The sequence below is a fragment of the Nonomuraea ceibae genome, assembly GCF_019396325.1.
Taxonomy (GTDB): domain Bacteria; phylum Actinomycetota; class Actinomycetes; order Streptosporangiales; family Streptosporangiaceae; genus Nonomuraea; species Nonomuraea ceibae.
The window spans coordinates 86,898-110,245 of record NZ_JAHKRO010000009.1; the positions used below are offsets into that span (position 1 = coordinate 86,898).

General features: G+C 70.0%; 19 protein-coding genes and 1 tRNA gene. 9 read left to right on the forward strand and 11 right to left on the reverse strand.

Annotated features, from left to right (window positions below; all coding sequences use genetic code 11):
• Positions 1-22: 22 nt before the first annotated feature.
• The 5 genes from gltB to pyk all read left to right on the forward strand — a co-directional run bounded on the left by gltB (position 23) and on the right by pyk (position 9,585).
• Positions 23-4,528, forward strand: coding sequence for a glutamate synthase large subunit (gene gltB / locus KME80_RS09030; RefSeq protein WP_219502472.1), 4,506 nt, complete (start codon positions 23-25; stop codon positions 4,526-4,528).
• 13 nt (positions 4,529-4,541) lie between these two features.
• Positions 4,542-6,020 carry a glutamate synthase subunit beta gene (locus KME80_RS09035; protein ID WP_219502475.1) on the forward strand — a complete coding sequence of 493 codons (1,479 nt, stop codon included), beginning with the start codon at positions 4,542-4,544 and terminating at the stop codon, positions 6,018-6,020.
• A gap of 114 nt (positions 6,021-6,134) precedes the next feature.
• The gene (locus tag KME80_RS09040; RefSeq protein WP_219502478.1) at positions 6,135-7,772 is read left to right on the forward strand and encodes a S8 family peptidase; all 1,638 of its coding nucleotides are present in this window, start codon (positions 6,135-6,137) and stop codon (positions 7,770-7,772) included.
• Entirely contained in the window at positions 7,769-8,119 is a 351-nt protein-coding gene (locus tag KME80_RS09045; protein ID WP_219502481.1) for a DUF2784 domain-containing protein, read from the forward strand. The genes KME80_RS09040 and KME80_RS09045 overlap by 4 nt, the downstream gene beginning before the upstream one ends.
• Positions 8,120-8,154: 35 nt before the next feature.
• Complete coding sequence (gene pyk, locus KME80_RS09050; protein ID WP_219502484.1) at positions 8,155-9,585, forward strand: pyruvate kinase; 1,431 nt, start codon at positions 8,155-8,157, stop codon at positions 9,583-9,585.
• 93 nt (positions 9,586-9,678) lie between these two features.
• On the opposite strand, the gene dapD is transcribed toward pyk, so the two are convergent.
• The 4 genes from dapD to KME80_RS09070 form a co-directional block, all read right to left on the reverse strand.
• Positions 9,679-10,641 (reverse strand): 2,3,4,5-tetrahydropyridine-2,6-dicarboxylate N-succinyltransferase, encoded by a 963-nt coding sequence (gene dapD / locus KME80_RS09055; RefSeq protein WP_219502487.1) that lies wholly within the window; start codon positions 10,639-10,641, stop codon positions 9,679-9,681.
• Positions 10,642-10,702: 61 nt separating this feature from the next.
• Entirely contained in the window at positions 10,703-11,143 is a 441-nt protein-coding gene (locus tag KME80_RS09060; RefSeq protein WP_308125680.1) for a pyridoxamine 5'-phosphate oxidase family protein, read from the reverse strand.
• Between the two features lie 95 nt (positions 11,144-11,238).
• Positions 11,239-11,997, reverse strand: a complete 759-nt coding sequence (locus KME80_RS09065) for a helix-turn-helix domain-containing protein (RefSeq protein WP_219502490.1) — start codon at positions 11,995-11,997, stop codon at positions 11,239-11,241.
• Between the two features lie 44 nt (positions 11,998-12,041).
• Positions 12,042-12,115 (reverse strand) — tRNA-Leu (locus KME80_RS09070).
• 90 nt (positions 12,116-12,205) lie between these two features.
• Here KME80_RS09070 and KME80_RS09075 point away from each other — a divergent pair.
• From KME80_RS09075 to KME80_RS09085, 3 genes are all read left to right on the forward strand, one after another.
• The gene (locus tag KME80_RS09075) at positions 12,206-12,793 is read left to right on the forward strand and encodes an ANTAR domain-containing response regulator (RefSeq protein WP_308125675.1); all 588 of its coding nucleotides are present in this window, start codon (positions 12,206-12,208) and stop codon (positions 12,791-12,793) included.
• 146 nt (positions 12,794-12,939) lie between these two features.
• Positions 12,940-14,238 (forward strand): ABC transporter substrate-binding protein, encoded by a 1,299-nt coding sequence (locus KME80_RS09080; protein WP_219502492.1) that lies wholly within the window; start codon positions 12,940-12,942, stop codon positions 14,236-14,238.
• 172 nt (positions 14,239-14,410) lie between these two features.
• The gene (locus KME80_RS09085; protein WP_219502494.1) at positions 14,411-15,712 is read left to right on the forward strand and encodes an ABC transporter substrate-binding protein; all 1,302 of its coding nucleotides are present in this window, start codon (positions 14,411-14,413) and stop codon (positions 15,710-15,712) included.
• Here KME80_RS09085 and KME80_RS09090 read toward each other — a convergent pair.
• Positions 15,709-16,227 (reverse strand): hypothetical protein, encoded by a 519-nt coding sequence (locus tag KME80_RS09090; RefSeq protein ID WP_219502495.1) that lies wholly within the window; start codon positions 16,225-16,227, stop codon positions 15,709-15,711. The two genes, KME80_RS09085 and KME80_RS09090, sit on opposite strands and share 4 nt — an antisense overlap.
• A 517-nt stretch (positions 16,228-16,744) precedes the next feature.
• Between KME80_RS09090 and KME80_RS09095 the strand changes: the two genes are divergently transcribed.
• A complete protein-coding gene (locus KME80_RS09095) occupies positions 16,745-18,037 on the forward strand; it encodes an ABC transporter substrate-binding protein (protein WP_219502497.1) in 1,293 nt (430 codons plus the stop codon).
• A 60-nt stretch (positions 18,038-18,097) separates the two neighbouring features.
• On the opposite strand, the gene KME80_RS09100 is transcribed toward KME80_RS09095, so the two are convergent.
• The 6 genes from KME80_RS09100 to KME80_RS09125 form a co-directional block, all read right to left on the reverse strand.
• On the reverse strand, positions 18,098-18,493 hold the full coding sequence (locus KME80_RS09100) for a hypothetical protein (protein WP_219502499.1): 396 nt from the start codon (positions 18,491-18,493) through the stop codon (positions 18,098-18,100).
• Positions 18,494-18,573: 80 nt separating this feature from the next.
• Positions 18,574-19,359 (reverse strand): ABC transporter ATP-binding protein, encoded by a 786-nt coding sequence (locus KME80_RS09105; protein WP_219502501.1) that lies wholly within the window; start codon positions 19,357-19,359, stop codon positions 18,574-18,576.
• Positions 19,356-20,291 (reverse strand): ABC transporter ATP-binding protein, encoded by a 936-nt coding sequence (locus KME80_RS09110; RefSeq protein WP_219502503.1) that lies wholly within the window; start codon positions 20,289-20,291, stop codon positions 19,356-19,358. The genes KME80_RS09105 and KME80_RS09110 overlap by 4 nt, the downstream gene beginning before the upstream one ends.
• Positions 20,281-21,267, reverse strand: a complete 987-nt coding sequence (locus KME80_RS09115) for a branched-chain amino acid ABC transporter permease (protein WP_219502506.1) — start codon at positions 21,265-21,267, stop codon at positions 20,281-20,283. The genes KME80_RS09110 and KME80_RS09115 overlap by 11 nt, the downstream gene beginning before the upstream one ends.
• Positions 21,268-21,278: 11 nt before the next feature.
• A complete protein-coding gene (locus KME80_RS09120; protein ID WP_308125676.1) occupies positions 21,279-22,433 on the reverse strand; it encodes a branched-chain amino acid ABC transporter permease in 1,155 nt (384 codons plus the stop codon).
• Positions 22,434-22,955: 522 nt separating this feature from the next.
• A complete protein-coding gene (locus tag KME80_RS09125) occupies positions 22,956-23,300 on the reverse strand; it encodes a hotdog fold thioesterase (protein WP_219502705.1) in 345 nt (114 codons plus the stop codon).
• Positions 23,301-23,348 lie beyond the last annotated feature (48 nt).

Consider the following 23,348-nt stretch of genomic DNA (forward strand, 5'->3'; position numbering starts at 1 on the left):
CGAAGACGACGGGAGGGATTCAATGCCTGCTGCCCACCTCGGGTTCCCCGAGCCCCAGGGCCTCTACCACCCCGCCAACGAGCACGATGCCTGCGGCGTCGCCATGGTGGCCGACGTGCACGGCCGCCGGGAGCACGGGATCGTGGTCAAGGCGCTGACGGCGCTGTGCAATCTCGATCACCGGGGGGCCAAGGGTAGCGAGCCGGACACCGGCGACGGAGCCGGCATCCTGACGCAGATCCCCGATGAGCTCTACCGCGCGGTCGTGCCGTTCGCGCTGCCGGAGGCGGGCCGCTACGCCACGGGCGTGGCCTTCCTGCCGATCGACCCCGAGGCGCGCCGGATCGCCACCGGCATGATCGAGGAGATCGCCGCCGAGGAGGGCCTGACCGTGCTCGGCTGGCGCGACGTGCCGGTCGACCGCGACCTGCCCGGCCCGAGCGCCAGGGCGGTCATGCCGCACTTCGGCCAGCTGTTCGTGGCCGCGCCCGGCGGCGAGGCCGGGATCGACCTGGACCGGCTGGCGTTCTGCCTGCGCAAGCGGGCCGAGCACGAGGTCGACGTCTACTTCCCCTCGCTGTCGGCCCGTACGGTGGTCTACAAGGGGATGCTCACGCCCGACCAGGTCGAGCCGTTCTTCCCCGACCTGTCGGACGAGCGTTACGCCACCGCGATCGCGCTGGTGCACTCGCGCTTCTCGACCAACACGTTCCCGAGCTGGCCGCTGGCCCACCCCTACCGCTACATCGCGCACAACGGCGAGATCAACACGGTACGGGGCAACCGCAACTGGATGCGGGCCCGCGAGGCCATGCTGGAGTCGGGGCTCATCCCCGGCGACCTGCAGCGGCTCTTCCCGATCTGCGACCCGGACGCCAGCGACACCGCCTCCTTCGACGAGGTGCTGGAGCTGCTGCACATCGGCGGGCGCAGCCTGCCGCACGCGGTGCTCATGATGATCCCGGAGGCGTGGGAGAACCACACGGAGATGGACCCGGCGCGCCGGGCCTTCTACGAGTTCCACTCCTCGATGATGGAGGCGTGGGACGGCCCGGCGTCGATCACGTTCACCGACGGCACGCTGGCCGGCGCCGTGCTCGACCGCAACGGCCTGCGCCCCGGCCGGTTCTGGGTGACCGCCGACGGCCTGGTCGTGCTCGCCTCCGAGGCGGGCGTGCTGGACTTCGCGCCGGAGGACGTGGTCCGCAAGGGCCGCCTGCAGCCCGGCCGTATGTTCCTCATCGACACCGCCCGCGGCAAGATCATCGAGGACGACGAGATCAAGGCCGAGCTGGCCGCCGCGCTGCCGTACGCCGACTGGCTGCACGCCGGGCTGGTCCGCTTCGAGGAGCTGCCCGCGCGGCAGCGGGAGATCCCCACCCATGAGGCGCTGGTCAGGAGGCAGCAGACCTTCGGCTACACCGAGGAGGAGCTGCGGATCATCCTGTCGCCGATGGCCCGCACCGGCGCCGAGCCGATCGGCTCGATGGGCACCGACACGCCCGTGGCGGTGCTGAGCGAGAAGCCCAGGCTGCTGTTCGACTACTTCACGCAGCTGTTCGCGCAGGTCACGAACCCGCCGCTGGACGCCATCCGGGAGGAGCTGGTCACCAGCCTGGCCAGCGTGCTCGGCCCCGAGGGCAACCTGCTCGACCCGGGCCCGGCCTCCTGCCGGCAGCTCGTGCTGCCCTACCCGGTGATCGACAACGACGAGCTCGCCAAGATCATCCACATCAACGACGAGCACGACCTGCCCGGGTTCCACCCGCATGTGGTCTCCGGCCTCTACCAGGTGGCGGGCGGCGGCCAGGCGCTGCTGTCGCGGCTGGAGGAGATCAAGGCCGAGGTGTCGCAGGCCATCGCCGACGGCGCCCGGATCATCGTGCTGTCCGACCGGGGCTCCTCCGACAGCCTGGCGCCGATCCCGTCGCTGCTGCTGACCGGGGCCGTGCACCACCACCTGATCCAGGAGAAGACCCGTACCAAGATCGGCCTGGTCATCGAGACCGGCGAGGCCCGCGAGTGCCACCACATGGCGCTGCTCATCGGCTACGGCGCCGGCGCGGTCAACCCGTATCTCGCGATCGAGACCGTCGAGGACCTGGTCGAGACCGGGGTGCTGGAGCTCGACAAGCGCAAGGCCGTGCGCAACCTGATCAAGGCGTACGGCAAGGGCGTCATCAAGGTCATGTCCAAGATGGGCGTGTCCACCGTGGCCTCCTACACCGGCGCGCAGATCTTCGAGGCGCTCGGGCTCAGCCGGCAGGTCATCGACTCCTGCTTCACCGGCACCACCTCGCGCCTGGGCGGCGTCGGCTTCGACGTGCTGGCCCGCGAGACGGCCGAGCGGCACCGGCACGCGTACCCGAGGGCCGCCAATGCGCACCGCAGGCTGCAGGTCGGCGGCGAGTACCAGTGGCGGCGCGAGGGCGAGCCGCACCTGTTCAACCCCGAGACCGTCTTCAAGCTGCAGCACGCCACCCGCACCCGGCGCTACGAGATCTTCAAGGAGTACACCGAGATGGTGGACTCCCAGGCCGAGCGGCTGATGACGCTGCGCGGCCTGTTCAAGCTGCGCAAGGGCAACCCGATCCCGATCGACGAGGTCGAGCCGGTCTCGGAGATCGTCAAGCGGTTCTCCACGGGCGCGATGTCGTACGGCTCGATCTCGGTCGAGGCGCACGAGACGCTCGCGATCGCGATGAACCGGCTGGGCGGCAAGTCCAACACCGGCGAGGGCGGCGAGGACCCCGGGCGCCTGTACGACGCCACGCGCCGGTCGGCGATCAAGCAGGTGGCCTCCGGCAGGTTCGGCGTCACCAGCGAGTACCTGGTCAACGCGGCCGACCTGCAGATCAAGATGGCGCAGGGCGCCAAGCCCGGCGAGGGCGGCCAGCTCCCCGGCCACAAGGTCTACCCGTGGATCGCCAAGACCCGCCACTCCACGCCCGGCGTCGGCCTCATCTCGCCGCCGCCGCACCACGACATCTACTCGATCGAGGACCTCGCCCAGCTCATCCACGACCTGAAGAACTCCAACCCGGCCGCCCGCGTGCACGTCAAGCTCGTGGCCGAGGTCGGGGTCGGCACGGTCGCGGCGGGCGTGTCCAAGGCGCACGCCGACGTGGTGCTCATCTCCGGCCACGACGGCGGCACCGGCGCCTCCCCGCTGACGAGCCTCAAGCACGCCGGCGCGCCGTGGGAGCTCGGCCTGGCCGAGACCCAGCAGACGCTGCTGCTGAACAACCTGCGCGACCGCATCGTCGTGCAGGTCGACGGCCAGCTCAAGACCGGCCGCGACGTGGTCATCGCCGCGCTGCTGGGGGCCGAGGAGTACGGGTTCGCCACCGCGCCGCTGGTCGTGTCCGGCTGCGTGATGATGCGCGTGTGCCACCTCGACACCTGCCCGGTCGGCGTCGCCACGCAGAACCCGGAGCTGCGCAAGCGCTTCGCCGGCAAGCCGGAGTTCGTGGTCAACTTCTTCGAGTTCATCGCCGAGGAGATCCGCGAGTACCTGGCCGAGCTGGGCTTCCGCTCGCTGGACGAGGCCATCGGGCACGTCGAGATGCTCGACGTGAGCGCGGCCGAGCACCACTGGAAGGCCGGCGGCCTGGACCTGTCGCCGATCCTGCACCGCCCGGAGCTGCCCGAGGGCACCCCGCTGCGGCGCACGGTCGAGCAGGACCACGGCCTGCGGCACGCGCTGGACAACACGCTCATCCAGCTCGCCGAGGGCGCGCTCAACGACGGCACCCCGGTCACGCTGGAGCTGCCGATCCGCAACGTGAACCGGACCGTCGGCACCATGCTCGGCTACCAGGTCACCAAGCGCTACGGCGGCGCCGGGCTGCCCGACAACACGATCGACATCTCCTTCACCGGGTCGGCGGGCAACTCGTTCGGCGCGTTCGTGCCGCGCGGCATCACGCTGCGGCTGACCGGAGACGCCAACGACTATCTCGGCAAGGGCCTGTCGGGCGGGCGGATCACGCTCCGGCCGCACGAGTCGGCCCCGCTGGACGGCCACATCATCGCCGGCAACGTCGCCCTGTACGGGGCCACGTCCGGCGAGGTGTTCATCCGAGGCGTCGTCGGCGAGCGGTTCTGCGTCCGTAACTCGGGCGCGACCGCGGTCGTCGAGGGCGTCGGCGACCACGGCTGCGAGTACATGACGGGCGGCCGGGCGGTCGTCCTCGGCCCCACCGGGCGCAACTTCGCGGCGGGCATGTCGGGCGGCGTCGCCTACCTGCTCGACCTGCGGCCGGAGCGCGTCAACCGGGAGATGGTGGCCGTCGAGGCGCTCACCGCCGAGGACGCCGACTTCCTCAAGGAGACGGTGGAGCAGCACTTCGCCGAGACCGGCTCCCCGGTGGCCAAGCAGCTGCTGGCCGACTGGGACGCCGCGCTCGGCAGGTTCGGCAAGATCATGCCGACCGACTACAAGCGGGTCATGCAGGCCGCCGAGGCCGCCCGCATCGAAGGCAGGGACATCGACGAGGCCGTCATGGCGGCCGCGGTCCAGGGTTAAGGAGGCGTACCGCATGGCCGACCCCAAGGGTTTCCTCACGCACGACCGCGAGCTGCCGGTGCGCCGCCCCGTGGACGTCCGCATCGGCGACTGGCAGGAGGTCTACCAGGACTTCCCGCAGGAGAAGCTGACCAAGCAGGCGTCGCGCTGCATGGACTGCGGCATCCCGTTCTGCCACAACGGCTGCCCGCTGGGCAACCTCATCCCGGAGTGGAACGACCTCGTCCACCGCACCGACTGGCGGGAGGCGATCGAGCGGCTGCACGCCACGAACAACTTCCCGGAGTTCACCGGCAGGCTCTGCCCGGCTCCGTGCGAGGCGGCGTGCGTGCTCGGCATCAACTCCGACCCGGTGACGATCAAGCGGGTCGAGGTCGAGATCATCGACCGGGCGTTCGACGAGGGCTGGGTCGTCCCGCAGCCCCCGTCGACGCGCACCGGCAAGAGGGTCGCGGTCGTCGGCTCCGGCCCGGCCGGGCTGGCCGCCGCCCAGCAGCTCACCCGCGCCGGCCACGACGTGGTGGTGTACGAGCGGGCCGACCGCATCGGCGGGCTGCTGCGCTACGGCATCCCCGAGTTCAAGATGGAGAAGCGGCACATCGACCGGCGCCTGGCCCAGATGCGGGCCGAGGGCACCGAGTTCCGCACCGGTGTGGACGTGGGCGTCGACATCACGGCCGCGGAGCTGCGCGAGCAGTACGACGCGGTGGTGCTGTCGGGCGGCGCCACGGCCTGGCGCGACCTGCCGGTGGCCGGGCGCGACCTCAAGGGCGTCTACCAGGCGATGGAGTACCTGCCGCTGTCCAACAAGGTTCAGGAGGGCGACTACGCGGTCTCTCCCGTCTCGGCCGAGGGCAAGCACGTCGTGGTGATCGGCGGCGGCGACACCGGCGCCGACTGCATCGGCACGGCGATCCGGCAGGGCGCGGCCTCCGTCACCCAGCTGGAGATCATGCCGAGGCCGCCGGCCTCGCGGCCCGGCAGCCAGCCGTGGCCGACGTTCCCCCTGCTGTTCAAGGTGGAGAGCGCGCACGAGGAGCTGGCCGACGCCGGTGGCGAGCGCGTGTACGCGGTCTCCACCACCGAGTTCACCGGCGACGCCGACGGCAACGTGCGCGGGCTGCGCCTGGTCGAGGTCGAGGGCCCGCAGAACGGCTTCAAGCCGATCCCGGGCACCGAGCGGGAGATCCCCGCCGAGCTGGTCACGCTGTCGATGGGCTTCCTCGGCCCGGAGAAGGGCGCGCTGCTCCAGGACCTGGCCGAGCTGGCCGGCGACGGCTTCTACGACGCCCGCGGCAACGTCGCGCGGGACAGGACGTACATGTCCAAGGTCGACGGCGTGTTCGTGGCCGGTGACATGGGGCGCGGGCAGTCGCTGATCGTGTGGGCGATCGCCGAGGGGCGTGCCGCCGCCAGCGGTGTCGACCGCTACCTCACCGGTGAGACGGCGCTGCCGTACCCGATCCTGCCGACGGCCCGCCCGCTGGTGTAGCTAGTTCCGCGAACGCCCGTCCCCATCGGGGGCGGGCGTTCGGCGTCGAGTTGCATCACCCGGTCAGTGTCGGGAAGATGCAGTTTCTGGGGGAGTGCGGGGGATGGAGGAAATATGCGAAGAATCGCCTCCGGCTTCGCGGCCCTGGCCACGGTGACGGCGCTGGCCGGCTGCTCACCCACGGGCGCCGCCGCGGGACCCGCCACCGACTACCTCGTCTTCTACGCCGAGGGCGGGCAGGCCGGCGCGCTCGACCGCATCGGCGCCGCCGGCGGCACCGCCGTCCTCACCGAACCCAAGCTCGGGTACGTGCTCGCCCGCGCCTCCGGAGCGCGGTTCGCCGAAAGCGTCGGCGCGGACCCGGCCGTCGTCGGCGTCTCCGCCGACCGCCGCATCGGCCACGCCCCGTCGGCCGCCGCCGTGAAAGGCCCTGCCAAGAAGGCATTCCCCGACGCCTCCGCCTTCACCGGCGACGGCGAGAGCGCCGGCGACCCGCTCTCCCCCCGCCAGTGGGACATGATGATGATCGGCGCCGACCGCGCCCGCGCCAAGGCCCCCGGCAGCGACAAGGTCCTCGTCGGCGTCATCGACACCGGCATCGACGGCAGCCACCCCGACATCGCCGCCAACTTCAACCGCGAGCTCAGCCGCAACTTCGTCACCGACAAGCCCGAGGACGAGAACGGCGAGACGCTCGACGGCCCCTGCGAGGCCGACGGCTGCAAGGACCCCGTCGACCGCGACGACGACGGCCACGGCACCCACGTCGCCAGCACCATCGCCTCCCCGGCCAACGGCATCGGCGTCATCGGCGTCGCCCCGCGCGTGCAGCTCGTCAACATCCGCGCCGGCCAGGACTCCGGCTTCTTCTTCCTCAAGCCCAGCCTCGACGCCCTCACCTACGCCGGCGACATCGGCGTCGACGTCGTCAACATGAGCTACTACGTCGACCCGTGGCTGTTCAACTGCCGCGACAACCCCTCCGACAGCGAGAAGGAACGCCTCGAACAGCGCGCCATCATCACCGGCATGCAGCGCGCCCTCGACTACGCCCGCGGCAAGGGCGTCACGCTGATCTCCGCGCTCGGCAACGGCTCCACCGACCTCGGCCGGCCCAAGACCGACAAGGTCAGCCCCGGCTACCCGCGCGGCGGCGAACGCGTCCGCGAGGTCGACAACTCCTGCCTCAACGTGCCCGCCGAGTCCGAAGGCGTCATCTCCGTCGCCGCCGTCGGCCCCTCGGGCCGCAAGGCCATCTACAGCGACTACGGCGTCGAGCAGGCCGACGTGGCCGCCCCCGGCGGCGACACGCTCGACGGCAAGGACGCCTCGCCCACCCGCTCCATCCTCGCCGCCGCGCCCGAGGCGATGCTGCGCGCCAAGGGCCGCATCGACAGGAACGGCAAGCCCCGCGGCACCGACGTCGTCCGCGACTGCACCCGGCGCCCCTGCTCCTACTACCAGTATCTCGACGGCACCTCCATGGCCGCGCCGCACGCCACCGGCGTCGCCGCCATCCTCATCAGCCGCTTCGGCAAGCCCGGCCCCGGCGGCCTCACGCTGGCGCCCGGCACCGTCGAGCGCTACCTGTACGAGACCGCCACGGACAAGCCCTGCCCGACGCCGCGCGCGTACGTCTACAAGGTGTACGGCGAGAGCACCACCCACGTGTGCGAGGGCGACACCGCGCACAACGGGTTCTTCGGCAGGGGCATCGTCAACGCGTGGGAGGCGGCGACCTTCGAGCCATGATCTACCGCCTCGTCGCGGAACTGGCGATGGTGGCGCACTTCGCCTTCCTCGTCTACATGGTGGTGGGCGGGTTCCTGGCCTGGCGCTGGAGGCGTACCATCTGGGTGCACCTCGCCGTCGCCGGCTGGGGGCTGCTGTCGGTCGTCACCGGCGTCGAATGCCCGCTCACCCTGGTCGAGGACTGGGGGCGGCGCAACGCCGGGCTCGCCGGGCTGCCCGCGAGCGGCTTCATCGACCACTACATCGAGGGCGTCATCTATCCGGAGGAATACACGAACTTGGCACGCCTGCTGGTCGCCGTTGCCGTCCTGTTCTCCTATGTCGGGTACGTTCTCCGTCGTCAGTGACTGCCAAGTGGTCTGTACCAATTAAGGTAGGACTCGTGACTCGTCGCGCGAAAATCGTCTGCACCCTAGGCCCCGCCACATCCTCTCCCGAACGCCTGCGCGAGCTCATCGCCGCCGGCATGGACGTGGCACGGTTCAACCTCAGCCATGGCAATCATGACATGCACAGAGAGGTCTACGACCGGGTCAGGGAGGTGGCGGCCGAACTCGGCCGCGGCGTAGGCCTGCTCGCCGACCTGCAAGGCCCCAAGATCCGCGTCGGCAGGTTCGAGGAAGGCCCGGTCCGCCTCGGCTTCGGCGACGTCTTCACCATCACCGCCGAGGACGTGCCCGGCGACCGCGACCAGGTGTCGACCACCTACAAGGGGCTGCCGGGCGACGTGCGCCCCGGCGACACCATCCTCGTCGACGACGGCCGCCTCGTCCTGGAGGCCACCCGCGTCGACGGCGAGCGGGTCATCACCCGCGTCGTCATCGGCGGCATGATCTCCGACAACAAGGGCCTCAACCTCCCCGGCATCAACGTCAGCGCCCCCGCGCTCACCGACAAGGACGAGGCCGACCTGCGCTGGGCGCTGCGCACCGGCTTCGACATGATCGCCCTGTCGTTCGTCCGCCGTCCCTCCGACGCCGACGTGGTGCGCAACATCATGGAGCAGGAGGCCGTCCGCCTCCCGCTGCTCGCCAAGATCGAGAAGCCGCAGGCCGTCGAGCGCCTCCCCGAGATCGTCGAGGCCTTCGACGGCATCATGGTCGCCCGCGGCGACCTCGGCGTCGAGCTGCCCCTGGAGCAGGTGCCGATCGTCCAGCGCCGCATCATCGAGCTGTGCCGCGAGAAGGCCCGCCCGGTCATCGTCGCCACCCAGATGCTCGACTCGATGATGAACGCGCCGCGCCCCACCCGCGCCGAGGCCTCCGACGTCGCCTACGCCGTCATGGACGGCGCCGACGCCGTCATGCTCTCCGGCGAGACCTCCGTGGGCAACTACCCGATCGAGGCGGTCTCCACCATGGACCGCATCGCCTGCGCCGCCGAGAAGTCCTCGCTGCACGCCACCCACACCCTGGAGCGCATGCCCGAGACCACCGGCGGGGCCATCGCCCGCGCCGCGGCCGAGGTCGGCGCCATCGTCGGCGCCAAGGCGCTGGTCGCCTTCACCATGTCGGGCGAGACCGCGCGCCGCCTGGCCCGCTACCGCTCCCCGATCCCGCTGCTCGCCTTCACCTCCGCCGCCCACGTGCGCGGCCAGCTCTCGCTCACCTGGGGCGTCGAGACCTTCCAGGTGCCGTTCGTGCACCACACCGACGACATGGTCCGCCAGGTCGAGGCGTCGCTGCTGTCGCTCGGCCGGCTGGAGAAGGGCGACAAGGTCGTCATCGTCGCCGGCTCGCCTCCCGGCACCCCCGGCTCCACCAACGCCCTGCGCGTCCACACCATCGGCTCCGCGGTGTCCCACACCCACTGACCGCCCGGGCCGATACGAGAAGGCGGAAAGAGCCACCGGCCCTTTCCGCCTTCATCCGTCTCGTCCCTGCTCGCCCGTGCCCGGTCGCCGGGGCTAGTTCGCGTGCAGGGCCGCGTTCAGCTCCACGCCGCCGCCCTTGCGCGGCAGCGCCTCCACCGCGCCCGACTGCGAGTTGCGGCGCAGCAGCACCCCGTCGGAGCCCGACAGCTCCATCGCCTTCACCACGCGCCCGTCAGGCAGCGTCACCCGCGTGCCCGCCGTCACGTAAAGACCGGCCTCCACCACGCAGTCGTCACCCAGCGAGATGCCCAGGCCCGCGTTGGCGCCCACCAGGCAGCGCTCGCCGACCGAGATCACCTGCTTGCCGCCGCCCGACAGCGTGCCCATGATCGACGCGCCGCCGCCCACGTCGGAGTCCGCGCCCACGACCACCCCGGCCGAGATCCGGCCCTCCACCATGGCCGTGCCCAGCGTGCCCGCGTTGAAGTTCACGAACCCCTCGTGCATCACCGTCGTGCCGCTCGCCAGGTGCGCGCCCAGCCGCACCCGGTCGGCGTCGGCGATCCGCACCCCCGAAGGAACCACGTAGTCGACCATCCTCGGGAACTTGTCCACCCCGTAGACCGTCACCACGCCCCGCGCCCGCAGCCGCAGCCGCGTCCGCTCGAACCCCTCCACGGCGCACGGCCCGAAGTTCGTCCACACCACGTTGGCGAGCTTGCCGAACACCCCCTCCAGGCTCAGCCCGTGCGGCCGCACCAGCCGGTGCGACAGCAGATGCAGCCGCAGATAGGCGTCATGCGCGTCGGCGGGCGGCTCGGACAGCTTGGCGATGCCGGTGCGCACCGCCACCACCTCGACCCCGCGCGCCTCGTCCGGGCCGACCAGCGCGGCCAGCTCGCCCGCCTCGCCGGCGGGCAGCCGCTCGGTGCCGGTGACGGGCGGCTCGCCCAGCTCGGGAGCGGGGAACCAGGTGTCGAGTACGGTGCCGTCGGAGGCGACGGTGGCCAGCCCGACGCCGTACGCGCCGGTCACGGTGGGATCGATAGCAGTCACGTGCCACAAAATACCGCGATCCGCGGCCCGGCCCCGCCCCAGCGCGCCGGGCCGCGACCGCTCAGAGGGCGCCCAGATCCGCCGACAGCCAGTGCTCGGGGCGCATCCGGAACGTCACCAGCGCGTTCAGGTCCGAGCCCTCCACATAGCCCGCCACGGCCTCCGCCGGCAGATAGCGGGCCGCGATCCGGGTCAGCTGCGCCAGCGTCGTCGGCCCCTGCGCCACGACCGGCCCCTCCACCGACACGTACCGATAGGTGGGGCTCGTCCGCTGCACCAACAACGTGAACCGGCCCGCCTTCGCGATCAGCCGAGCCTTGACCGAATCGGCCCCCGTCAGGAACTCCACCGCCCCGCCCGGCTCGTAGTCGTACCAGACCGGCACGTTCAGCGGAGCCCGCCCCGGCCCGGCGTCGACGGCCACACCCGCGATGTGCGACTCGGCCAGGAACTTCTCCCGCTCCTGCGCGCTCAACCCCACCAGACCCACCTCCACGGTCACACTCAAGATCAACCTTGGTATTCCCCGCCGTCCCCGGTCAAACGTCCCATAACCGACGTCGCTCCCGCAGTCTTTACCGATCCTTGACCCTGGGCTCAGTGCTTGGGCCCCACATGCAGATCGAGCAGCGCGACCGCCTCCCGCCGGGCCACCGACAGCTCGTTGCGCTTGTTGTGGCGCCACGCCACCCCCAGCACGTCGAGCGCCCGGCCGCAGAGAGCCAGGATGTCGCGCGACTCGTTCCTGAACAGGTAGCGCGGATAGGCGTAGCAGCGCTCCCCGTGGCGCACCCGGTTGACGCCCCGGTAGCCGTCGGAGTGCATCAGCCCCCGCACGAACAGCCCGGCATGCGCGTCGACGATCTCCTGCTGCCAGCCCTCGAGCGTGATCGGACGCTGGTGCTTCAGTCCGGGCCCGTGCTGGGGGAACAGATGCGGCCAGTGCTTGGAGTAGGAGTTGACCTCGGCGCAGCCCTGCTTCGGCACGATCCGCACCTTGTTGGTGGGGCGGACGGCGCGCAGGGCGGCCACGCACTCGCGCCGGAGGCCGGGCCAGGCGTCGGCGCAGAAGATGCGCATCGACCAGACGGCCTTGGCCGGGTCGCCGGCCGGGCTGATGCAGCCGTCACCCAGGTAGAGGCCCAGCAAGTAGGCGTAGCTGCCGGCGGGGGAGGGCGAGTGGGGCGTCTCGGCGCAGCGAGGGCAGGTGCCGGTGGTCGAGAGGCCCGCGGCCGGCCGGTCGCGCCAGGCGCGGATCGTCGACCGGTTGGCTCCCGTCCGGCGGCTGACCTCGCTGACGCTGAGGCCGGAGGCGAGCATGGCCAGCGCTCGCCGACGCACGGTGAGATCGTACATGCGGAGAGTGTGGCAGCGGGGTGCGACAGAAAGCCGCAGGCAGGTGCCCCGAGTGGGATTCGAACCCACACTGAATGGATTTTGAGGCCATCGACTCTGCCGGTTGGTCTATCGGGGCGGCATATGTCCGGTTCAGTTCCCGCAGGGTATCGCCGCAGGAGAGCACCGGCGTGGATCTAATCTACCGGACATCGGTACTCTTCTGCTCGTGAGTACGCAGCGGCGAGTGGTGATCGCGGAAGACGAGGCGCTGATCCGCCTCGATCTCAAGGAGATGCTCCAGGAGGACGGCTACGTCGTCGTGGGGGAGGCCGGTGACGGGGAGCAGGCGATCCAGCTGGCCACGGACCTGCGCCCGGACCTGGTGATCCTGGACGTCAAGATGCCGGTGCTCGACGGCATCTCGGCGGCCGAGCGGATCGTGGCGGAGCGGATCGCGCCCTGCCTGATCCTCACCGCGTTCTCGCAGCGTGACCTGGTCGAGCGAGCCAGAGACGCGGGGGCGATGGCCTATCTGGTCAAGCCGTTCACCAAGGCGGACCTGGTGCCGGCGATCGAGATGGCGGTGAGCCGGCACGAGGAGATGGTGGCGCTGACCGCCGAGGTGTCGAGCCTGTCGGAGCGGCTGGAGACGCGCAAGCTGGTCGAGCGGGCCAAGGGGCAGCTGATGGCCCAGCACGGGTGGACCGAGCCGCAGGCGTTCCGGTGGATCCAGAAGGCGTCGATGGATCGCCGGTTGAGCATGCGTGAGGTTGCCCAGATCGTTATAGACGACGCGGCCGAGCGTTCGCAGTAGGGCGCATATCAGGATATTTCGCGGCATGGGTTGTGATGCGGTCACGGATGGGCATCCAACCGGCCTCGGCGGCTATCGCGTGAGGTGTCCCTGCACTTCTGATGGGCGGACGGAAGCTCCCCTCATCACGAACGGAGACGCTTGCGATGATCCGCATTCTTCGCGCGCCCGCCGCCGTCACCGCGGCGTGCCTGGCGCTGGCGGCCTGCGGCGGCGGCACGACCCCCGGACCGGGCGCCGGATCGACCGGCGGGCCGGGCGCCGGGGCGCAGTCCCAGGCCCCGAGCCGTCAGGGTGACGGGACGCTGACGATCGGCACGGTGCTGCCGCAGACGGGCACGCTGGCGTACCTGGGCCCGCCGGAGTTCGCCGGGGTCGACCTGGCGGTCAAGGAGATCAACGAGGCCGGCGGCGTGCTGGGCAGGCCGGTGGAGAAGATCCACACCGACTCGGGCGACACGACGACGAACATCGCCGCGCAGTCGGCGGACAAGCTGCTGGGGCAGAAGGTGGACGCGATCATCGGGGCGGCGTCGTCGTCGGTGTCGGAGTCGATCGTCGACAAGATCACCCGCGCCGGGGTCATCCAGTTCTCGCCGGCGAACACCTCCGACAAGTTCACCACGATCAAGGACGACGGCCTGTACTTCCGCACGGCCCCGCCGGACAAGCTGCAGGGGCGGGTGCTGGCCGATCTGGTGGTGTCGGACGGGCACGCGACGGTGGGCATCCTGGCGATGCAGGACTCGTACGGCTCCGGCCTGGCCGACCAGTTCACCAGGACGGCCGAGGAGGCGGGCGGCCAGGTGGTGGAGCGGGTGGACTACGACCCGAAGGCGGCGGACTTCGCGGCGGACGTGGCGAAGATCAAGGCCAAGAGCCCGCAGGCGATCGTGCTGATCGGTTTCCAGGAGACGGCGAAGGTGGTGCAGGAGCTGGTCAAGCAGGGGCTGACGGCGGACCGGCACCAGTGGTACATGGTCGACGGCAACATGTCGAACACGAACTTCCTGCGGGCGCCCCGGGGGACGCTGGAGGGGGTCAAGGGCACGATCCCGGGGGCGTCCGCCCCGGAGGCGTTCCAGAAGCGGCTGCTGGCGGTGGACCCGGACCTGACGGAGTTCACGTACGCGGCGGAGTCGTACGACGCGGCCAACCTGATCGCGCTGGCGGCGCTTGCGGCGGGCGACGACGCGGGGCGGCCGGCGGCGGCGAAGCTGGTCGAGGTGAGCAGGGGCGGCGAGAAGTGCCAGGACTTCGCGAGCTGCGCGGCGCTGCTGAAGGCGGGCAAGGACGTCGATTACGACGGGGTGAGCGGTCCGGTGGATTTCACGGACGAGGGTGATCCGTCGGTGGCGACCATCGGGGTGTATCAGTACGGGCCGGACAACAAGTTCGACGCGGGCAAGGCGACCGAATACCGCAAGGGAAACATCGCCGGCTGATCGGCACGGACCTGATGTCCGAAACGTCCGTGCTCGGGGCGGGCGTTTCGGACATCACGAATTAGCATAAAGTTCGCACAACAACCCCCCTTTTCCGTCGTTCACCGTCATGCTGAAGTCGGAAAACGCAGCGGCGGGAGAGTTCCTCCGCTGGGACAAGGGGAGTTTCTTGATGATCCGCATTGCTCCGGCCGGACGCATGCTGGCTCTCGCGGCCGCCGCGAGCCTGGCCCTGACGGCCTGTGGGGGCGGCGACACCACCGCGCAGGAGAGCCCGTCCGCCGCGGCCTCCGACGCGGCCTCGTCCGCGGCGCCCGCGGCCAAGGGGGACGGCACGCTGACCCTGGGCACGCTGCTGCCGCAGACGGGGTCGCTGGCGTTCCTCGGCCCGCCCGAGTTCGCCGGCGTCGACCAGGCGGTCAAGGAGATCAACGAGGCCGGCGGCGTGCTTGGCAAGCCGGTGAACAAGATCCACACCGACTCGGGTGACACGACGACGAACATCGCCGCGCAGTCGGTCGACAAGCTGATCTCGCAGAAGGCCGACGCGATCATCGGCGCCGCGTCCTCGTCGGTGTCGGAGTCGGTCGTCGACAAGATCACCGGCGCCGGTCTGGTGCAGTTCTCGCCGGCCAACACCTCCGACAAGTTCACCACGATCGAGGACGACGGCCTCTACTTCCGCACCGCCCCGCCGGACAAGCTCCAGGGCCGCGTGCTGGGCGACCTGATCGTGGCCGACGGCAACGACAGCATCGGCATCATGGCGATGCAGGACTCCTACGGCTCGGGCCTGGCCGACCAGGTGACGGCGACGGCCGAGGCGGCCGGCGCGCAGGTGGTCGAGCGGGTCGACTACGACCCGAAGGCCGCCGACTTCTCCGCCGACGTGGCCAAGGTCAAGGCCAAGAGCCCGAAGGCGATCGTGCTGATCGGCTTCGAGGAGGGCGCCAAGGTCATCCAGGAGCTGGTCAAGCAGGGCCTGTCGACGGACAAGGTCAAGTGGTACCTGGTCGACGGCAACATGTCGAACACCAACTACCTGGACATGCCCAAGGGCACGCTGGACGGCGTGAAGGGCACGATCCCGGGCGCCGAGGCGCCGACGGCCTTCCGCGAGAAGCTCATGAAGACCGACCCCGACCTGGACGACTTCACCTACGCGGCGGAGTCTTATGACGCGGCCATCCTGATCGCGCTGGCCGCCGAGGCGGCCAAGGACGACAGCGGCAAGTCGATCGCGGGCAAGCTGGCCGAGGTCAGCAAGGGCGGCGAGAAGTGCAAGGACTTCAAGACCTGCGCCGACCTGCTCAAGGCCGGCAAGGACATCGACTACGACGGCGTCAGCGGCCCGATCGAGTTCGACGACGCCGGTGACCCGGCGGTCGCCACGATCGGCGTCTACCAGTACGGCAAGGACAACAAGTACGCCGCCAAGGCGCTGGAGTACCGTACCGGCAACATCGCCGGCTAGCCGCCGCCCAGGTCGCAGACGTCGGCCGCGTAGCGGATGAGGCGTTTCTGCACCTGCTCGGGCGGCGTGAGGATGACGACGCGTTCCTCGCCCCCGTCGACGCTGGCGCGGGCGGGGAACATGAACGCCTTCTTGGCCTCGGCGAACGCGTGCGCGTCGCAACGGGCCGGGGTGATCTCGAACGGCACCTCGGCCCGCTGCGCGGAGGCGTCCAGCGTGGCCCGCAGGCGCTCCCCGCCGGTGACGAGGTAGTGCGTGGTGCCGCCGACGGAGTGCACGGTGACGGCGCCGGGGCCGCGGCGGGTGAGCGTGAGCGTGGTGCGCATGGCGTCGCCGTGCTGCTTCCACTCGGGGCCGAAGGCGAGGTCGGCGGCCTGCCTGATGAGGTGTTCCGAGCACTCGTCGCGCACGAGCCGGGCGAGCACCGGGTCGGGGTGGGGCACCGGGAAGACGACGCGGCGCAGCTTCTGCTCGGAGCCGGTGCGCACGTGGGCCACGACGGTGGCGGGCCGCACCTCGGGCAGCCCCTGAGCGGGGCAGACGGCCTTCCCATAAGGAATGGGGAGATCAGTCCTTGCCGTCCGTTTGATGGTGGAATCAGTCTTTTGTACGGGAACCGTGGTCAATGACGGTGTCACGAGTTGAAGATCCGCGAAATACACCGGGGTGTCGCTCGTATTCCGTACGGCTACCTGTAACCGGTGCGCGGCCTCGTCCGAACGCCATTGTCCCAGCGTGACCGACACGCCCGCGGGCGGCTCGGCGGACGGCGCGGGGGGCGGAGGCGAGCTGCACCCGGCGGCGAGGACGCACAGCATGCCGATGGTCCAAATGCGCTTCACGTCCTTCACATTAGGCACACCCCGGGCCCAGTCGTAAGTTGAGGACTGATTACGACTCCGCATCCAAGTGCCGACAGTTCATCTGCGCATCTGGCCCCGATGTCCAGGCATTTTGTACGTTTCCGTCATTCGATCGGGAACGCTCGGCGGTGCTGACGGATCCCGGCCTGGAAATGAAGGAGATTACTTCATGATCCGCATTGCTCCCGTGGGACGGGTGCTGGCTGTCGCGGCTGCCACCAGCCTCGCCCTGACAGCTTGCGGTGGCGGCAGCAACACCGCCACGCCTGAATCCCCCTCGGCCGCCCCATCCTCCGCGGCCCCCGCGGCGAAGGGCGACGGCACGCTGACCCTGGGCACGCTGCTGCCGCAGACCGGATCGCTCGCCTTCCTCGGCCCGCCCGAGTTCGCCGGCGTCGACCTGGCGGTCAAGGAGATCAACGAGGCCGGTGGCGTCCTGGGCAAGCCGGTGAACAAGATCCACACCGACTCCGGCGACACCACCACGAACATCGCCTCGCAGTCGGTCGACAAGCTCCTGACGCAGAACGCCGACGCCATCATCGGCGCCGCGTCCTCGTCGGTGTCGGAGTCGGTCATCGACAAGATCACGGGCGCCGGTGTGGTCCACTTCTCCCCGGCCAACACCTCCGACAAGTTCACCACGATCGAGGACAAGGGCCTGTACTTCCGCACCGCGCCGCCGGACCAGCTCCAGGGCCGCGTGCTGGGTGACCTGATCATCTCCGACGGCAACGCCTCCATCGCCATCATGGCGATGCAGGACTCCTACGGCACCGGCCTGGCCGACCAGGTGGCCAAGACGGTCCAGGACGGCGGCGGCCAGGTCGTCGAGCGGGTCGACTACGACCCGAAGGCGGCCGACTTCTCCGCCGACGTGGCCAAGATCAAGGCCAAGAGCCCGCAGGCCGTCGTGCTGATCGGCTTCGAGGAGACCGCCAAGGTCATCGGCGAGCTGATCAAGCAGGGCATGCCGGCCGACAAGGTCAAGTGGTACATGGTCGACGGCAACATGTCGAACACCAACTACATCAAGATGCCCAAGGGCACGCTCAAGGGCGTCAAGGGCACCTACCCCGGCGCCGCCTCGCCCGACGAGTTCCGGCAGAGCCTGATGGCGGTCGACCCCAAGCTCGAGGACTTCACCTACGCCCCCGAGTCCTACGACGCCGCCAACCTGATCGCGCTGGCCGCCGAGGTCGCCAAGAGCGACGTGGGCGCCGACATCGCGGCCAAGCTGGCCGAGGTCAGCAAGGGCGGCGAGAAGTGCACCAACTTCAAGACCTGCTCGGAGCTGCTGAAGGCGGGCAAGGACTTCGACTACGACGGCGTGAGCGGTCCGGTCGAGTTCAACGACGCCGGTGACCCGGCCGTCGCCACCATCGGCATCTACCAGTACGGCGACGACAACAAGTACCCCGTGAAGGCGCTGGAGTACCGCACGGGCAACATCGAGGGCTGATCCCCGCCCCAAGTGTGAAGGGCCCGGTCTTCCCCCCTGAGACCGGGCCCTTCGGCATGCTCAGCGGCAGCCCGCCTCGATCTGCCCGGCCGCCGCGCGATAGCGCTTGAGCAGCGCCACCTGCCGCTCGCGCGGCGTGCGCGACTTCGACAGGTCCGCGGTCGTGGACTCGACCGTACGCACCGCCGTGCCGAGGGAGTCCGGCAGGCGGGGGCCGAACTGGCGGGTGATGCCGTGCACCTCGGCCAGCCGGCCGATGACGGCGTCCTGGAAGTCCTGCTCGTCCTCGTGGCCCGCGGGTTCGAGCAGCAGGCCCGCGTAGCCGATGGCGGAGACCACGCGCGCGCACGGGTCGTCGTCGGGGTCGCCGCCGGTGCTGTAGGTGCCGGTGGAGGGTGAGGGACCGCAGGCGGCGGTCAGGAGGACGAGGAGCGCCGAGGCCGCGAGACGTTTCACACCGCCCATTGAAGACCGCCGGCCGCCAACGGAGAAGGGGCCCCCGCAGGAGCCCCTTCCCGTGCCTGATCGTCCGTGCCTCACGCCTTGGCGAGCGTGCCCAGGTAGAGCTCGATGACCTTGGGGTCGCGGGCGAGCTGGCGCCCGGTGCCGGTGTAGGCGTTGCGGCCCTGGTCGAGCACGTAGCCGCGGTGGCAGATCTGCAGGCAGCGCCGGGCGTTCTGCTCCACCATGATCACGGTCACGCCGGCCTTGTTGATCTGCTGGGCCTGGATGAACACCAGGTCCTGCAGCTTGGGTGACAGACCGGCCGACGGCTCGTCGAGCAGCAGCACCGACGGCTCGGTCATGAGCGCCCTGGCCATCGCCACCATCTGCCGCTCGCCGCCCGACAGGGAGCCGGCCCGCTGCTTGCGCCGCTCCTTGAGCGCCGGGAACAGCTCGGCGACGAACTCGAAGCGCTCCTTGAACTTGCCGGGCACCTGGAAGGCGCCCATCTCGAGGTTCTCCTCGATGGTGAGGCTGGGGAAGACGTTGTTGGTCTGCGGGACGTACCCGACGCCCCGCGCGACCAGCTCGTGCGCCTTCATGTTCGTGATGTTCTCACCCTTGAGCGTGACGCTGCCGCTGCGGATGTTGACCAGCCCGAACATGGCCTTGAGCAGGGTCGACTTGCCGGCGCCGTTGGGGCCGATGATGCCGATCAGCTCGCCGTCGCCCACGTAGAGGTCGGAGCCGTTGAGGATGTTGACGCCCGGCAGGTAGCCGGCGATCAGCTCGTCGCAGCGCAGGACGGCGTTCTCGGCGCCGGCCACGTGCGCGCTGCGGTCGGTGACCGCCGACGTGGACTCGGGGACGGCGTTCACTTCTTCGTCTCCTCTTCGAACTCGGCCTCGAGCGCCTGCTCGGCCTCGTGGAGCTGTTCGGCGAGCTCGCTCTCGTCGAGCGGGGCGTCGTGGTGGGCGCCCAGGTAGGCGTCGATGACCCGCTCGTCCGACATGATCGTGTCGGGCGGGCCCTCGGCGATGACGGCGCCCTGGGCCATGACGACGACCCAGTCGCTGATGTCGCGGACCATGTCCATGTCGTGCTCGACGAACAGCACGGTCATGCCCTGCTCGCGCAGGTCCTTGACGTGCCCGAGCAGCGACTGGGTGAGGGCCGGGTTGACGCCCGCCATCGGCTCGTCGAGCATGACCAGCTCCGGCTGGACCATGAGCGCGCGGGCCATCTCCAGCAGCTTGCGCTGGCCGCCGGACAGCGACCCGGCGAAGTCGTCGCGCTTGGCGTCGAGCTTGAAGCGGACCAGCAGCTCCTCGGCCCGCTCGGTGATCTCGTCCTCCTGGCCGCGCCAGATCGCCGGCACGAGCGCCCGCCAGAAGTTCTCGCCGCGCTGCTTCTGCGCGCCCAGGCGCATGTTCTCCAGCACGGTGAGCTTCGACAGCGCCTTGGTGAGCTGGAACGTGCGCACCATGCCGGCGCGGGCCACCTTGTGGGCGGGCACGCCGTTCATGTTGCGGCCGTTGAACGTCCACTGGCCGGAGTCGGCGGTGTCGAAGCCGGTCAGCTGGTTGAAGAACGTGGTCTTGCCGGCGCCGTTGGGGCCGATCAGCGCGGTGATGGAGCCGCGCTGCACCTCGACGTGCTTGACGTCGACGGCGGTCAGGCCGCCGAAGCGGCGCACCACGTTGTCCACGACGAGGATCGGGTCCGGCTTGGCCACCCCGGGGTCGTGGGCGAGGTCCTTGAAGGCGGCCAGGGCGGCGGCCTTGCGGTCGGTGGTGGTTTCAGCGTGCATCGATTGCTATCTCCCTCTTGTCACCGAAGATGCCCTGTGGCCGGAAGACGAGCAAGAGGATGAGTCCCAGCCCGACGAGGAGGAAGCGGAACGGGCCCACCTGGGTGGAGTCCAGGAAGGTGATCGCGCCCGACTCGACCGCACCGCTGAGCACGCCGTTGACCAGCACCAGCAGCACCCAGAAGATCGCCGAGCCGACGACCGGGCCGAACACGCGGGCCGCGCCGCCGAGGATGACGATCGTGTAGGCGAAGAAGGTGGTCTCGGTGCCGAAGATGTCCGGCTGCACCGAGGCGTAGGCCAGGCCGTAGATGAAGCCGCCGAGGCAGCCGATGACGCCGCCCAGGATGAGCGACTGCATCTTGTACGAGAAGACGTTCTTGCCGAGGCTGCGCACGGCGTCCTCGTCCTCGCGGATCGCCTTGAGCACGCGGCCCCACGGGCTCTTCATGAGCAGGAAGACGATGGCGCAGGAGAGGGCGACGAGGATCCAGCCGACGACGAGCACCCACAGCGTCCGCTCGCCGAACAGCAGCCAGCCGAACCCGTACTCCCCCTCGGGGAAGGGGTTGAGCGCGTAGAAGCCGTCGGAGAAGCCGCGCCGGCCGTCGGAGCCGCCGAAGACGTCCTTGAACGCCACCGAGCGGAACACCAATCGGACGATCTCGGCCGCCGCGATGGTGACGATGGCCAGGTAGTCGGCGCGCAGCCGCAGCGTGGGGATGCCCAGCACGAGCGCCAGCAGGACGGCCGACAGCAGGCCGACCCCGATGCCGATCCAGAACGGCAGGCCGAGCACGGTGACGGTGACCGCCAGGCCGTAGCCGGCGACCGCGAGGAACGCCGACTGCCCGAAGTTGAGCAGGCCGGTGTAGCCGAAGTGGATGTTGATGCCGATCGCGGCGAGCGCGTACCAGACCGTCTCGACGCCGATGGCGGCCTTGACGGTGGTGGAGATGATCGTGATCCAGTCCATGGTTCCCCCCGTCAGCCGATCCGCTCGCGGCGGCCGAGGATGCCCTGCGGCCGGAAGAGGAGCACGATGATGAGCACGGCCAGCGCGCCGACGCTCTTGAGCTCCGGCGGCACCCACAGCGTGGAGACCTGGATGAACAGGCCGACGATGATGGAGCCGACCAGCGCGCCGAACGCCGTGCCGAGCCCGCCGAGCGTGACGCCGGCGAAGATGAGCAGCAGGATGTCCTGGCCCATGGTGAACTTCAGGTTCTGCGACAGGCCGAGCATGATGCCGGCCAGCGCGGCGATGGCGCCGCCCATGGTCCAGATGATGCGGATGACCCGGTCGACGTTGATGCCGGAGGAGGCGGCGAGCGCCGGGTTGTCGGCCACGGCACGGGCGGCCTTGCCGGTGCGGGTGCGCAGCAGGGCGACGCCGACGACGACCAGGACGATCAGCTCGATGCCCATGGCGACGAAGTTCTTCGGCGCCGCCGAGATCGGGCCGACCTGGATGCCGGGCTGGGCGTTGTACTGGGCGAACGCCTCGCTCTGGCCGCCGAACAGGATGAGGAAGAGGTAGCGCAGGAAGATCGCCACACCGATCGAGACGATCATCATGGCGATGATGCCGGTGCCGCGGCGGCGCAGCTGGCCCCAGAAGAACCTGTCCTGCGCGTAGCCGAGCCCGCCCGCGAGGATGACCGCGATGATCGCGGCGGGGATGAGGTGCAGGCCGATGCCGGTGTTGAAGGCGTAGGCGAGCAGTGCGCCGAGCGTGACCAGCTCACCGTGGGCGAAGTTGGTCAGGCCGGTGGTGCCGTAGATGAGCGACAGGCCGAGCGCCGCCAGGGCGATGATCAGCCCCAGGTTGAGACCCTCGAAGGTGAGCTGCGCGGCCCGTTCCCAGAAGGCGCTGCCCCCGCTGCCGGGCTGCGCGGGCTCCTCGCCCGCGGCGGTCTTGGGCTGCAGGGCGAACAGCACGCTCGCCGGGTTGCCCTCGTAGACGGTCGGCGTGCGGACGTTCTTTCCGCCGACGATCTGCAGGTCCGCGGGGAGGGTGCTGACATCCAGCGTGACCTTGAACTTGCCGGGCTTGTCGACCGGCACCTCCCATGTGCCCTTGGCGTCACTGGTGACCTCCTGAACGGGTTGTCCGCTCTCGGTGGTCACGACGATCTTCACGCCGTTCACTGGCTGGCCTTGGTGTTGGAGTGTTCCCCTCAGGCTCTGTTCCGGATCCGCCGCATGGGCAGGAACGGCGAGCAGGAGAATGAGTCCACCCAGGAAGGCCGTGAACGCGATCACGGCTCTGCGCAATGGTGCTCCCTCAGATAGGTCAAGGCGGGGTTGTGCCCCTCCATCTCGACACGCGGGCATCGCAGGCACGACTGGGATGCTGTGGCGGGAGCTTATTCCGGGTACGCCCGGTTCAGTATGGTTCGTCACCAATTAGTGACATGCGTGTGTCACTTGTGTGAGCAAACAACGCGGCAGGTCAGGGGCTAAATGAGCGGACACGCCTGGCGCGGTGACTAACGAATCCCTAACGATACAAGCGGAATTCATAAAACGAGCCCGGGGGAGACCTTTGGTGCCGTATGAGGCTTCCCCGGCCTCACCCGTTGTCTACTCGGCCTCCCCGCGGGCTCCGCTGGGGACAACCGTAGCGATCCCCGGGCCCTGTGCGCAAAGGGGCTGGTGCGATCAGGCGTCGCGCAGCATGCAGGTGAGGCGGGAGGTGCACACCCGCCGCCCCTGCTCGTCGGAGATCTCGATGTCGTACGTGGCCAGCGTGCGGCCGCCGTGCAGCCGGGTCGCCACCCCTGTCACGTGCCCGGAGGTCGCCGGACGGTGGTGGGTGGCGTTGATCTCGATCCCCACCGCGATCCTGCCGGGGCCGGCGAAGAGGGCGGCCCCCGTCGAGCCGAGCGTCTCGGCCAGCACCACCGAGGCGCCGCCGTGCAGCAGGCCGTACGGCTGCGTGTTGCCCGCCACCGGCATCCGCGCCACCACGCGCTCGGCGTTCGCCTCCAGGAACTCGATGCCCATCCGGTCGGCCAGCGTGCCCTCGTGCACGGCGGTGAAGGAGGCCGGGTC